At 74.0% G+C, this 12,722-nt stretch carries 14 protein-coding genes; 9 read left to right on the top strand and 5 right to left on the bottom strand.

Annotation, left to right across the window (positions count from 1 at the left end; all coding sequences use genetic code 11):
• Nucleotides 1-106: 106 nt before the first annotated feature.
• On the bottom strand, nt 107-385 hold the full coding sequence (locus A2U95_RS20980; RefSeq protein ID WP_166025611.1) for a metal-sensitive transcriptional regulator: 279 nt from the start codon (nt 383-385) through the stop codon (nt 107-109).
• A 238-nt stretch (nt 386-623) separates the two neighbouring features.
• Between A2U95_RS20980 and A2U95_RS20975 the strand changes: the two genes are divergently transcribed.
• The 7 genes from A2U95_RS20975 to A2U95_RS20945 all read left to right on the top strand — a co-directional run bounded on the left by A2U95_RS20975 (nt 624) and on the right by A2U95_RS20945 (nt 5,523).
• Nucleotides 624-1,343 (top strand): sortase domain-containing protein, encoded by a 720-nt coding sequence (locus tag A2U95_RS20975; RefSeq protein ID WP_166025609.1) that lies wholly within the window; start codon nt 624-626, stop codon nt 1,341-1,343.
• 50 nt (nt 1,344-1,393) lie between these two features.
• Complete coding sequence (locus A2U95_RS20970; protein ID WP_166025607.1) at nt 1,394-1,852, top strand: GNAT family N-acetyltransferase; 459 nt, start codon at nt 1,394-1,396, stop codon at nt 1,850-1,852.
• On the top strand, nt 1,849-2,343 hold the full coding sequence (locus A2U95_RS20965; RefSeq protein WP_166025604.1) for an HAD domain-containing protein: 495 nt from the start codon (nt 1,849-1,851) through the stop codon (nt 2,341-2,343). The genes A2U95_RS20970 and A2U95_RS20965 overlap by 4 nt, the downstream gene beginning before the upstream one ends.
• A 54-nt stretch (nt 2,344-2,397) precedes the next feature.
• The gene (locus A2U95_RS20960; protein ID WP_166025601.1) at nt 2,398-3,135 is read left to right on the top strand and encodes a class I SAM-dependent DNA methyltransferase; all 738 of its coding nucleotides are present in this window, start codon (nt 2,398-2,400) and stop codon (nt 3,133-3,135) included.
• Between the two features lie 63 nt (nt 3,136-3,198).
• Nucleotides 3,199-3,453: a hypothetical protein gene (locus tag A2U95_RS20955; RefSeq protein WP_166025599.1), complete on the top strand. Its 255-nt coding sequence runs from the start codon at nt 3,199-3,201 to the stop codon at nt 3,451-3,453.
• Nucleotides 3,454-3,650: 197 nt separating this feature from the next.
• The gene (locus tag A2U95_RS20950; protein WP_166025616.1) at nt 3,651-5,045 is read left to right on the top strand and encodes an amino acid permease; all 1,395 of its coding nucleotides are present in this window, start codon (nt 3,651-3,653) and stop codon (nt 5,043-5,045) included.
• A gap of 91 nt (nt 5,046-5,136) precedes the next feature.
• Nucleotides 5,137-5,523 (top strand): VOC family protein, encoded by a 387-nt coding sequence (locus A2U95_RS20945; protein ID WP_166025597.1) that lies wholly within the window; start codon nt 5,137-5,139, stop codon nt 5,521-5,523.
• Between the two features lie 10 nt (nt 5,524-5,533).
• Here the strand turns inward: A2U95_RS20945 and A2U95_RS20940 are convergent, their stop codons facing one another.
• The 4 genes from A2U95_RS20940 to A2U95_RS20925 all read right to left on the bottom strand — a co-directional run bounded on the left by A2U95_RS20940 (nt 5,534) and on the right by A2U95_RS20925 (nt 10,361).
• Complete coding sequence (locus A2U95_RS20940; protein ID WP_240957500.1) at nt 5,534-6,331, bottom strand: hypothetical protein; 798 nt, start codon at nt 6,329-6,331, stop codon at nt 5,534-5,536.
• Between the two features lie 225 nt (nt 6,332-6,556).
• On the bottom strand, nt 6,557-8,110 hold the full coding sequence (locus tag A2U95_RS20935; protein ID WP_166025595.1) for an APC family permease: 1,554 nt from the start codon (nt 8,108-8,110) through the stop codon (nt 6,557-6,559).
• Entirely contained in the window at nt 8,107-8,961 is an 855-nt protein-coding gene (locus A2U95_RS20930; protein ID WP_166025593.1) for a universal stress protein, read from the bottom strand. Before A2U95_RS20930 ends, A2U95_RS20935 begins: the two co-directional genes overlap by 4 nt.
• The gene (locus tag A2U95_RS20925; protein WP_166025591.1) at nt 8,958-10,361 is read right to left on the bottom strand and encodes a flavin monoamine oxidase family protein; all 1,404 of its coding nucleotides are present in this window, start codon (nt 10,359-10,361) and stop codon (nt 8,958-8,960) included. The genes A2U95_RS20930 and A2U95_RS20925 overlap by 4 nt, the downstream gene beginning before the upstream one ends.
• Before the next feature lie 161 nt (nt 10,362-10,522).
• Here A2U95_RS20925 and A2U95_RS20920 point away from each other — a divergent pair, with 161 nt between their 5' ends.
• Both A2U95_RS20920 and A2U95_RS20915 read left to right on the top strand, forming a co-directional pair.
• Complete coding sequence (locus tag A2U95_RS20920) at nt 10,523-11,173, top strand: TetR family transcriptional regulator (RefSeq protein WP_206282997.1); 651 nt, start codon at nt 10,523-10,525, stop codon at nt 11,171-11,173.
• Nucleotides 11,174-11,367: 194 nt separating this feature from the next.
• Nucleotides 11,368-12,660 carry an SGNH/GDSL hydrolase family protein gene (locus A2U95_RS20915; RefSeq protein ID WP_166025589.1) on the top strand — a complete coding sequence of 431 codons (1,293 nt, stop codon included), beginning with the start codon at nt 11,368-11,370 and terminating at the stop codon, nt 12,658-12,660.
• Nucleotides 12,661-12,722 lie beyond the last annotated feature (62 nt).

Here is a 12,722-nt window from a genome sequence, read left to right as displayed (position 1 = left end):
GGCCGGTCCGCCGCTCGTCACGCCGCCGGGCGGCTGGGACGGCACGCCGCCCCGGCCCCGCCCGAGGGCCGGCGGACCGGACGGCCGCGCGGGCGCCCGGGCGCGCTCAGGCCAGCGACAGGAAGAGCTTCTCCAGACGGGCCCGCATCTGGACGGAATCCCGGATCTCGGGGTCCTCGCTGGTCAGGCACTGCTGCAGCCCCGTGGCGATGATCGAGAACCCGGCCCGGTCCAGCGCCTTGGAGACGGCGGAGAGCTGCGTGACGACGTCCTCGCAGTCCCGTCCGTCCTCCAGCATCTTGATCACGCCGGCCAGCTGGCCCTGCGCCCGCCGCAGTCGGTTCAGCGCCGACTTGAGCTCCTCGGCACTCATGTCGAGTTGCACCCATCCTCCTCTGCATACCCCCGCGGGTATCCTACCCCGAGGTGGGCGTCCCACCGAAGGCATTGTCCCGTGAGCACCTTCACCACCCTGGCCGCGGCCCGGCTCCGGCTCCGGCTCCGGCTCCGGCCCGGGAACATCCGGGCCGCGGGCGCGGTTGTGCCGGAGAGACACGTGCCGCCCGCCGGGCGGGCGGGCACGCCGCCCGGGTCGCGCCGCGCCCCCCGTCACCGTGAGCACCATGGCCGGATCCCGTACCTCCTTCACCGTCTCCGCCACGCTGGCCGGCGTGACCGCCGCCGTGCTGGCCGCCGGATGCGCGGCCACCGGCGAACCCCCGCGGGCCGCCGTCCCTCCGCGCGACGCCGTGGCCCCGGCCTCTCCCGCGGCGGTTCCCGGGGTCCCGGGACCGGCGGACCCGACCCCCGCACCCTCGCGTCCGGACCCCCGCGTGCGGGAGGCACGGCTGAGCATCCCGGAGATCGGTCTCGACGGCCTCCGGGTCGTCCGCTACGAGGGCACCACCGACGACTGGCCGGGCACCCGCGTCCAGAACCGGGGCGACGCGGCCAGTCCCTACGGCCCGGGCGGCGGCGTCGGTCCGGGCGAGACCGGCAACCACCTGGTCACCGCCCACCGCCTCTCCGCGGGCGGCCCGCTGCGGGACCTGCCCTCCCTCGACGCGGGCGACCGGGTCCTCGTCACCTCCGGCGGCACCGTGTACGAGTACCGGATCACCGAGACCCGCACGACCTCGTTCCGGTCCGAGCGCTCACTCGCCGAACAGCGCGCCGAGGTGCCGGGGCACCCGGGCCGGAAGGCGACCCGCGCCATGATCACCGTCTCCACCTGTGCGACGCCCGAGGACGACGCGGCGGGCAACTTCTGGCGGGACGACAAGGGAAATCCGGAGCACCGCATCGACAAGGTGGGCGTCCTGGTCTCCTCACGCCCCGCCTGACCGCGCGCGAACCTCCGGCCGCCCCGGCCGCTGCCTGCGATACTCCCCCCATGCACACGCGATGGGCCTTGCGGCCGGCCGGCCCGGCGGACGTCGAGACGATCGCCGAGCTCCGGGCCGTGGTGATGCGGCCGGACCTCGAGCGGCTGGGCCGGTTCGACGAGCACCGCGTCCGGCAGCGCTTCCGCGACTCCTGGGCGCCGCTCCACACCTCGGTGGTCACCGTCGACGGGTCCTTCGCGGGCAGCGTCACCCTGCGGCCCTCCGAGGGCTGCCGGGTGCTCGAGCACTTCTACCTCGCTCCCCGGCAGCAGGGCCGGGGACTCGGAACGGCCGTCCTGCGCGCCCTCCTCGACCGCGCGGACACCGCCGGCGAGACGGTCCGCCTGAACGTCCTGGACGGCAGCCCGGCCCGGCGCCTCTACGAACGGCACGGCTTCACCGTGGAGGCCGAGGACCCGGTCGACGTGTTCATGGTGCGCCACCCCCGGGGTACCGTGCCGCGGTGACCCGGCGACCCCCTCTCCTCTTCCTCGACGTCGACGGACCGCTTCTCCCCTTCGGCTCCGGCGTCGCGCGGCCCGCGCCGGAGACGGCCGGCACCGGCAACCCCCTGTTGTCCCGCCTCCGGCCGGAGCCGGGTCCTCGTCTGCTGGCCCTCGGCTGCGAACTCGTCCGGGCCACCACCTGGCCGGATGAGGCCAACGAGGTCCTCTCGCCCCGTCCCGGGCTGCCCGAGCTGCCGGTGGTGAGGTGGCCGGAGGACTCCGGCGCCGAAGGGCCCCGCGGGCTGCACCGGAAGACCGCGCCCCTGGTGGCATGGGCGGGCGGCCGGCCCTTCCTCCGGGTGGACGACGAAATCGGGCCGGTGGACCGGCTCTGGGTGGAGGCCGGCCATCCGGGCCCCGCCCTGCTGCACCGCGTCGACCCGCGCCGCGGGCTCACCGGACCCGACTTCACGGCCCTCGCGGGCTTCACCACCGCGCTCCGACGGGGGTGACCCGCCGGACGGGGCGTCGACAACCACCCGCCCGGCACCGCAGACTGTCCGGTCATGACGAGCAGCGAACTGTGGACCAAGGAGACCGCCGAGCGCTACGACGAGGGCGAGACGGAGATGACCTCGCCCGCCGTGCTCGGCCCCACCGTCGACTTCCTCGCCCGGCTGGCCGGCGACGGCCCCGCTCTGGAATTCGCCATCGGCACCGGCCGCGTCGGCGTGCCGCTGCGCGAGCGGGGCGTACCGGTGAGGGGCATCGAACTGTCCGAGCACATGGCGGCGGTGCTGCGCCGCAAGGTCGACGAGGAGACCCTGCCGGTCGTCATCGGCGACATGGCCACCACCGTGGTCCCCGGCAGCCACACCCTCGTCTACCTGGTGTACAACACCATCTCCAACCTGCTCACGCAGGACGAGCAGGTCGAGTGCTTCCGCAACGCCGCCCGCCACCTCTCCCCCGGCGGCCGGTTCGTGGTCGAGCTCGGCGTGCCACCGCTGCGCCGGATGCCGCCCGGCCAGAGCGCCGTGCCGTTCGACGTCTCGGACCGGCACCTCGGCTTCGACACCATCGACCTCGTCGACCAGCTCCTCGTCTCCCACCACTTCAGCCGCGAGGCGGACGGCCGCTACCGCCGCGGCGCCTCGCGCCACCGCTTCGCCTGGCCGTCCGAACTGGACCTCATGGCGCGGATCGCCGGGCTGGAGCTGGAGCGGCGCGTCGCGGACTGGGACGGCTCCCCCTTCACCGACGACTCCACCCGTCACGTCTCCGTCTGGCGCAAGCCCGCCTGAGCGGCCTCCGCGCGGGTACCCGCAGCCGCGCAGACAGCGGCAACCCGGAGGGATGACAGACGCATGCTGATCGACGAGACGCTGGTCAAGGAGCTCCTGGACAGGCCGGCGGACGACGCCGCCCTGGTCCTGCTGGAGGGCACGGCGCAGGTGGCCGACCGTGCCGCCCTGGAGGGTGACAGCCACTTCCGGGGCGCGGCCGTCCTGCTGACCCGCGGGGAGCTCGTGGAACGCCTGGGCGGCTCCTCCCCCGCCGAGGAGGACCTGACGCGGGTGGCGGCGTCCCTGAGCGACTCCGTCGGCAAGCTGGGCGGCTGACTCGCCGGCCCACGGAACGGGTAACCGGAATCTTCCGGTCCGCAGACCCCTGAGGCGCAGGACTTACGGCGTCCTCAGGGGTCCGGGCGGAGAAAAACGTACGATTTTGCACCACTTCCTCTCGTCGCCAATCATGGTCGGCACGCCCGGCGATCCCGGGCGCCGGCACGACGAGAGGCGCACCACCCAGGCCCCCCATCGGGACCTCCTCCCCCCATGCCCCCGCCCCCGCACCGGGAGCCCCGGACGTCCGCCCGGAGCCGGGGTCCGGCACCCGGGACGAGCGCGGAAGCCGGCATGCGCGCCGGTTCGGACTCCCGGTGGCGACCGCGCTGGTGATGGGCAACATCATCGGCGGCGGGATCTTCCTGCTGCCCGCCTCGGTGGCTCCGTTCGGCACGGTGAGCCTGGTGGCGTTCGCGGTGCTGACGGTCGGCGCGATCGCGCTCGCCCTCACCTTCGGACGTCTCGCGGAACGTGATCCGCGCACCGGCGGCCCCTACGTGTACGCCCGTGAGGCCTTCGGCGACTTCGCGGGGTTCCTCGCCGCCTGGGCGTACTGGATCACCACCTGGGTGTCGAACGCGGCCCTGGCCGTCGCGGCGGTCGGCTACCTCGCCGTCCTCCTCCCGGCGGTCGGCGAGCACCGCTGGGCCGCCTGCGCGGCCGCCCTGGTCCTGCAGTGGCTCCCGGCGCTCGCCAACTTCGCCGGCACCCGGTGGGTCGGCGCCGTGCAGCTGGTCTCCACGGCCCTGAAGTTCGCCCCGCTGCTCCTGGTCGCCGCCGGAGGCCTGTTCTTCTTCGACGCCGACAACCTCGGCCCGTTCAACGCGAGCGGCCAGAACACGGTCGGGGCGGTCTCCGCGGCCGCGGCGATCCTCCTCTTCTCCTACCTCGGCGTGGAGTCCGCCGCGGTCAGCGCGGGCGAGGTCGCGAACGCGCGCCGCAACGTGGGCCGGGCCACCGTCATCGGCACGGCCGGCGCCGCACTGGTCTACCTGCTGGGCACGCTGGCCGTCTTCGGCACGGTCGCCCACGAGGAGCTGGTGGGTTCCACGGCCCCCTTCTCGGACGCCGTGAACGCGATGTTCGGCGGCACCTGGGGCGGCTGGGCCGTCGCGGTGGCCGCGCTCGTCTCGATGACCGGCTGCCTCAACGGATGGACCCTGCTCAGCGCCCAGACCCCCTACGCCGCCGCGCGCGACGGTCTCTTCCCGGCCCCCTTCGCCCGCCGCCGGCGCGGCGTGCCCACCTTCGGCGTCGCCGTCACCGTGGTCCTCTCCTCCCTGCTGACCGTCTACAACTACGCCTCCGGCTCGGCCCGCGTCTTCGAGGTCCTGGTCCTGATCACCACCTTCACCGCCACCGTCCCCTACCTCCTGGCCACCGCCGCGCAGCTGCGCCATCTGGTGGCCGGCCGGCACGAGCGGGTGAACCGCGTCCGCCTGGCGCGCGACATGACGGTGTCCGCGGTGGCCGCCGGCTTCTCCCTCTGGCTGGTGGCGGGTTCCGGCTACGCGGCGGTGTACCAGGGGGTGCTCTTCCTCTTCGCCGGCGTCCTGGTGTACGCGGTGATGACCGCCCGGCGCTGACCGGGTCCGCCGCGCCGTACGTCCGCCCGCGCCGTACGTCCGCCCGCGCCGGCCGCCGGATGCGCGGGCCCGACGCGGGCAGACGTACGGCATGACCACTTCCAAGACCACAGTGCTCGTCCTCGACTGCTCCGCCCCCGAGGAACTCGCCGATTTCTACGCCAAATTGCTGGACGCCACCGTGCGGCGCGGCGTCGACCCCGACTTCGTCGAGGTCGTCGGGCACGACGGCACGCGCATGGCCGTCCGCCGTGACCACGGCTACGCGCCGCCCAGCTGGCCTCGTCCCGACGACTCCCAGCAGGCGCACCTGCACATACTGGTGGCCGAGGAGGACATGGACGAGGCCGAGCGGGAGGCCGTGAGCCTCGGCGCGCGTCCCGTCGAGACCCGCGACAACTCGGGTCCCCGGGACGTGCGCACCTACGCCGACCCGGCCGGGCACTCCTTCACCCTGGTCGCCCGGCAGGGCCGCTGACCGGGGCGGATCAGCAGCCGATCCGGCGGTCGTCCAGCGCGATGTCGTCCATGCGGACGTCGTAGGAGGACGGGCTGGGGTCGCCCTGGTAGAGCTGCCAGCCGATCTTCACGGTGTCGAAGCGCGGGAAGACGAAGTCGGTGTCGGCGCCGCCGTGGTCGCGGGTGGAGACGGTCAGTTCGGGCTTGGGCCGGCCGTCGATCCAGACGGAGATCCTGTTGTCGGTGGCGTCCATCCGCCACTCCACGCACTGCCACACCCCCGCGGTGGCGGGGGCCGACTCGCGCCAGGCCGTCCAGTCGCCGGTGGGGCCCCCGTCGGAGCCGACGCCCCACAGGTTCTTCCCGACGCCGGGCACGTACTGGCCGCCCAGGGGACGGACGTACCCCGGGCCCTCGCCGGTGGCCTCCACCATGGTCCAGTGGGCCCAGTCGGGGGCCGTCGGGAAGGCGTCGACGCGGAGGCGGACGCGGCCCCAGAAGCTGTTGCCCGGCGGGGTGAGGCCGTCGACCTGGAGGAACGCCTTGCCGTTGCCCTCGGTGCGGACGCGCAGGTGCTTGCTGTGGCGGGTGGCGTGCCGCTCGACGGTGAGCGTGCCGTCCGCGGTGTCGGTGGTCCAGCCCCTGCCCCGCGTCGCGCCGGGCGGCAGGGTGCCGAAGTCCTCGCAGAACAGCAGGTCGCGGTGGGCACAGGTCCGGTCACCGCCGCGGTGGTCCGGTCCCGGGGCCGAGCCCCAGGAGGCGGGCGCCGCCGCGGTCGTCGCGGCCAGCAACGCGGTGAGCGTGGCGGATAAGCGGGTTCTCCTCATGTGCACGGCCTCCAGTCCGTCCGCCGCCCGGCGCGGTGCCGGGCGGGCGTGATCCGGGGACATCCTGATGGGTGCGCGGCCGGATTCCCAGGGTGTCTCAGCGGTAACTTCGTGCCCCTCCGCCTCGCCGGCCCCGCCGCCCCCTCGGCCCCGGCCGCAACCCGCCGACGGCCCGGGCCACCCCGTCCGCTGCGACGGGGGCGGCCCGGGCCGTGCGGGACGCGCCTACCGGAGGTTGGTGGTCGAGTCACCGCGCGGGACGGTCACCCCCCGGAAGAACTCGGGCCGGCGCAGCCGCTGCGCGATCATCACGACGACGCCCAGCAGCAGCACGCTGACGCCGAGGACGAAGACCAGGCCGACTCCGCCGATCTGCGACCCCGAGCCGTACGAGGGGTCCATGGAGTCGTAGCAGGTCTGGACGAAGAAGACCAGGAGCAGGACGCCGCCGGCACCCGGCAGCAGGCCCTTCATGAGGAAGGCCCTGGGACCGCCGCCGAGTTCCTTGCGGAAGTACCCCACGCAGGCGAGCGCCGTGATGCCGTAGTAGAAGCAGACCATCATGCCGAGGGCGGTGATGGTGTCCCACAGGACGTCCTCGGACAGCACCCGCATGACGGTGTAGAAGGCCGACGCCACCAGCGCGGCCGCGACCGTGGCGTAGCCCGGGGACTGGAAGCGCGGCGTGATGCGCGCGTAGGACGGGGGCAGCGCGCCGTAGTGGCCCATGGCGAGCATGGTGCGTGCCGGGGACACGAACGTCGACTGGAGCGAGGCCGTCGACGAGGAGAGCACGGCCAGGGACATCAGGATCGCGGTCGGCCCCATCACCGGGCCGGCGAGTGCCGCGAAGACGTTCTCCTGGATGTCGGCGTTGCCGAGTCCGTGGGCGCCGTCCGAGACGCCGGAGTAGCTGAGCACGCCCAGCGCCACCGCCATGTAGAGGGCGACGATGACCAGGATCGTGGTCAGGGCCGCGCGCCCCGGGGTGGTGGCGGACCCCTTGGTCTCCTCGTTGATGGTGAGGACGACGTCCCAGCCCCAGTAGATGAAGACGGAGAGGGAGATGCCGGCGGCGAAGGACGAGAAGGAGTCCACCGCGAACGGGTTGAACCACTCGGCGCTGATCGCAGCGGCGTCGAAGGCCGTCCCGTCGCCCACGTGGCCGAACGCGGCGACGGAGAACCAGATCAGGACGCCGACCTGGAAGGTGACCAGGACGTACTGGACGGCCTTGGTCGCCTCGAGCCCGCGGTAGGAGACCCAGCAGGCCAGCGCCATGAACACCAGGCAGGTGGCGATGTTGACCGGGACGTTGCGGGTGAGGTCGGCCAGCGCCTCGTCGCCCGTGACCTGGGCGAGGAGCAGGTAGAGGAAGTCGACCGCGATGCCCGCGAGGTTGGAGAGCACCAGGATGGTCGCGGCCAGCAGGCCCCAGCTGCCCATCCAGCCCACCCACGGGCCGAAGGCCCGTGACGCCCAGGTGAAGGTGGTGCCCGCGTCCGGCATCGCCCGGTTCAGCTCGCGGTAGCCGACGGCGACCAGGAGCATCGGGAGGAAGCCGACGAGGAAGATCGCCGGGAGCTGCTCCCCCACGACGGCCGCGGTCGGGCCGAGTGCGCCCGAGAGCGTGTAGGCCGGGGCGATGCAGGAGACCCCGATGACGACGGCGCCCAGCAGCCCGACGCGCCCCGAGGCCAGGCCTTTGCCGGCGCCGTCGTTGTCGCTGCCGCTGCCGCGGTCGCCGGAGGTGGTGGTGCCCGCGACGGGAGTGGTCATCGCTGTTCTCCATCCGTGTGCGGCACGACCACCATGGGGATGGGCAGGTGCCGGAGGATCCTGGCGGCTGTGGTTCCGAGGAAGGTGCGCCGGCCCGGCGCGAGGCGGGAGGAGCCGATGAGCAGGAGGCCGCGCGGTTCCCAGGCGATCGACTCGACGGCCTGCTTCATGGTGCGGCCCTGCCCGATCTCGACGGTGGCCCTGCCGCCGGTGAAGTCCTCCGCGGCGGCGGAGATCAGCTCCGCGGCGCGTCGTCGCGCGGACTCCCGCGCGCCCTGGTGTTCGTCGACCTCCAGCAGCGAGACGAGGTGCAGGTCGAGTTCCGCGCGGCGCGCCGCCTCGACCGCCTCCCGCACCACCAGCTGGGCCCCGGGACGGGTTCCGACGGCGCAGTAGACCCGCTCCAGCAGGCCCGGGGACTCGTGGCCGCGCGGCACCAGCGCGACGGGCACCGGCGAAGCGTGGAGCAGTTGCGTCGCCACCGGACCGACGGTGAAGCCGGGGCCGACGCCGGAGGCCGTGCCGACCACCACCAGGCGGGCGTCGAGGTCCGCCGCGGCCTCCAGGATCCCCTGGGCGACGGACCGGTGCCGGCGGAGGTGGGTCCGGACCGGCAGGCCCGGCGGGACCGACGCCCGCGCTTCGTCGAGCCACCGCTCCGCCTGGTGCTCGACCAGCGACTCGACGTCCGGCGCGGGCGGGTAGGCCGCGCCGAAGGGGGTGTCGGAGCGGACCACGAGCACGATGTCGAGCACCGCCCCCAGCGACCGGGCGAGGTCCGCTCCCGCGCGCAGGGCGACCTTGCTCCGTTCGTCGCCGCCGTACGCGACGACGTAGTGCGGGACGCTCATGACGTCTCCTCCCGGGACGTGTCCGCGAGCTCGTCGAGCAGTTCCTCGGCGGTGATGCGCCCCATCCGGAGCGCGCCCTCGACGTGCAGGTAGCCCTCGGCGGCCAGGTCGGAGCTGGCCCAGTGGATCGGTCCGACGGGGGTGCGCTGGTCGGCTCCGTACCGGGTGAGGCCGCCGAGGTCGAAGGTCGCGCCGTAGGCGCCCCGGGTCCACTCCTCGCTGCCCCAGTCGGACTCGTGGTAGACCACCGGCTCGAGCGCCCGGTCGCCGAGGTAGGCGGCGACGGACCGCAGGACGCGGCGGCGGCGTTCCTCGGCCGGCAGGGCGAAGAGCGCGTCGGCCTTCTCGTCGGAGACGAAGCCGACCAGGGTTCCGCGGGTGTCGCCGTGGTTGGTGTTGTCGTAGACCTCCTGGACGAGCTCCCCGGCGCCGAAACCGGTCCCGGAGAGGCCGTCCTCGCGCCAGAAGGGGGTCTCGTACACCGCGTGCACCTTGATCACCAGGCCGAGCGACAGGTGCTGGTGGAGCTGGTGCTGGCGGCGGGGCAGCGGCGGTTCGTACGAGACCCGGGTGTACAGGTTCGGCGGTACCGCCATGACGACCTTCCGCGCCCGTACGGTGACGCGGTCGGAGACGACGGTGACTCCCGCGTCGTCGCGGCGGACCGTCCGGACCGGGGTGGACAGGTGGACGTCGTCCCCCAGCGCGGCGGCCATGGCCTCGCTGACCGACTGCATGCCGCCGACCACGCGGCGGTCGAGGATGAAGTTCTCGTCGACGAGGTTCGAGAAGGAGCCGGCGGACGCCGCCATCAGGAGCGCCTGGAGGGTGGAGAAGGCGTGCGCGGGCTTGGTGAGCATCCCGCCGGCGATGAAGAGGCCGATGTTCCGGCACGCCTCCTCGTCGTCCGACTGCCGGCGGAGCCAGTGGTGGAAGGAGATCGTGTCGAGCTCGCGGGCCTCGGGGTGCGCCCACGGCTCGGTGGCGCCGACCTCTGCGGTGAGCGCGTCGAGCAGCTGGATCAGCCGCTCCATCTCGGAGGCGGTCCGCTCGCCGACCGGGAAGCGGTCTCCCTTGTACCGGGTGCGGGTGCCGTCCGGCGAGACGTAGACGGAGTCCCCGTCCCGGTGGCGCGCGTAGGTCTCCAGGCCGAGTTCGTCGAGGAGGGCGAGCAGCTCGGTCTGGTCGGGCGAGACCCACTGGCCGCCGATCTCCAGCCAGGCGCCGTCCACGGTGTCGCTCCAGGTGCGCCCGCCGACCCGGTCGCGGGCTTCCAGGACGGCGACGCGGACGCCGGCCTCGCTGAGGCGGCGGGCGGTCATCAGGCCGGCCGGTCCGGCGCCGACGACGACCACGTCGCGATCGAGGGTGAGGGGGGTGGTCTGGTGGGGGCTGTGCATGACGCTTCTTCCGCAAGGCAATATGAATGTCGCTCATTTAGCCCGGGCGGCGAGTCCCCCGTCAAGAGTCCTGGAGCAGAAATGCTTCGGCCGGGCCGGACCGGGAGGACGTTCCCAGGGCCTGGGTGATCACCGGAACGGCGCTGTGAGATGGTGACGCCGTGACACCTTCCGAACGGCCGCGGCGCCGCGGGCGCCCCACCGCGCCGCTGCTGTCGCAGGAGAAGATCACCGCGGCGGCGGTGGAACTGATCGAGGCCCGGGGGTACACGGCGCTCACGATGGCGGCGCTCGCGCGGCAGCTGGGGGTGGCGCCCTCGGCCCTCTACAACCACGTCGAATCGAAGCGCCAGCTGCTGCTGTGGCTGCAGGACCACGTCAACAAGGAGATCGACTGCTCCGGCTTCGGCGACCGGCCCTGGGACGTCGCGCTCGAGTCGTGGGCGCACTCCTACCGCGAGGCGTACGCGCGCCACTCGCTGCTCGTCCCCGTCATCGCGGTGACGCCCATCGCCGGGTCCCCGCACACGGTCGCGATGTACGAGACGGTCGCCGCCGGACTGCGCGCCGGCGGATGGCCGGACGACCAGGTCATGGACGTCGTCGTGGCGATAGAGTCCTTCGTCCTCGGATCGGCCCTGGACGCGGCCGCGCCCGACGACATCTTCGACGTCCCGGGTGACCAGGCCCCGGTGCTGGCCGAGGTCGTCGGCGCCCGGGTGGGACGGGACGCGGCCAGGGCCGCCTTCGACCTCGGGCTCGCCACGGTGCTGGCCGGGCTCCGGGAGCGGTTGAAGGCGCTCGCGGGGTGAGGAGTCCCGGCAGGAGCCCGCCCGTCGGCACGGCCCCGGGCGCCCCGCTCCTCGCCCGCGTCACACGGCCGTCGGCATGCCTTCGTCCGGCAGGCCACCGTCCGGCGGCTCCTGCGGATCGCGCCATTGACACGCGCCGGGTGTCCTCCTAGCTTGCGAGCGCCCCCGCCCCACCGGCCACCCGAGGACACCTCATGCCCAGACGCCTTCCCGGTCACCTCGCCGTGCTGATCACCGGCCTGGCGATGCTGCTCGCCGCCCAGCCCGCCTCCGCGAGCGCCTCGCGGTCCGCCGCCGCCTGGACGGGGACGTGGGCCGCCGCCCCCAGCGCCGTGCCCGCGAGCAGCACCCTCGCCTTCGAGGAGCAGACCCTCCGCCAGGTCGTGCGCACCAGTGTCGCCGGGCGCGGCGTCCGCGTGCGGCTGACCAACGAGTTCGGCGCGACGCCCCTGGTGATCGGCGAGGCCCGGGTCGCCCTGGCCGCGCCGGGCGAGCCCGGCGGGATCCGGCCGGGCACCGACCGTCCCCTGCGCTTCGGCGGCCGCACCTCGGTCACCGTGCCGCCCGGCGCCCGGCGCTGGAGCGACCCGGTCGCGCTCGACCTCCCAGCGGGCGCCGACCTGACGGTCAGCACGTACCTCCCGCGCCGCACCCCCGCCACGACCGTGCACAACCTCGCGTACCAGCACGGCTGGGTCGCGCCCGGAAACGTCACCGGCAAGCCGGCCGTCGAACCGACCGCCACGGTCACGACGTGGTACTTCCTGTCCGGCGTGAGCGTCACCGGCGGCCCGCGCGCGGGGCGGTCCCGAGCCGTCGTCGCCTTCGGCGACTCCATCACCGACGGCGCGGAGACCACCCTCGGCGCCAACCGCCGCTGGCCCGACCGGCTCGCCGAGCGGTTCCGGACCGATCCGGCGTCGGCCCGTCTCGGCGTCCTCAACGCCGGCATCAGCGGCAACCGCCTGCTGCGCGACCCCCGTCCGCCCGCCGGCACACCCGCCGAGGACTACGCGACGTTCTTCGGCGAGGCCGGTCTCAAGCGGTTCGAGCGCGACGTGCTGGACCAGCCGGGCGCCGGGTACGTCGTGGTCCTGCTGGGGGTCAACGACATCGGCCAGCCGGGCGGTCCGGCGGCCCCCGCCGACGAGGAGGTCACCGCGGCCGAAGTCATCGAGGGCCACCGGCGGTTGGTGGCGATGGCGCACCGCCACGGTCTCAAGGCCTACGGCGCGACCATCATGCCGTTCGAGGGCGACGACCTCGGCTTCCACACCCCGGAGCGCGAGGCGAAGCGCCAGGCCGTCAACGCCTGGATCCGCACCGGCGGCGTCTACGACGCGGTGGTGGACTTCGACGCCGCCACCCGCGACCCCGCGCACCCGGCCCGGCTCCTCCCCGCCTACGACAGCGGTGACGGCCTGCACCCGAACGACGCCGGCATGAAGGCGATGGCGGACGCGGTCCCGCTCCGCCTGTTCCGCTGACGGTCACGACGCCCGGGGAGCCTTCCGCGCCGCCGGGACCGCGACCGGCCGCGGGTGAGACG

The organism is Streptomyces chilikensis (assembly GCF_001642695.1).
GTDB lineage: Bacteria > Actinomycetota > Actinomycetes > Streptomycetales > Streptomycetaceae > Streptomyces > Streptomyces chilikensis.
The sequence above is the reverse complement of the archived record's forward strand: the minus strand, read 5'-3'. Positions and strand labels throughout refer to the sequence as shown.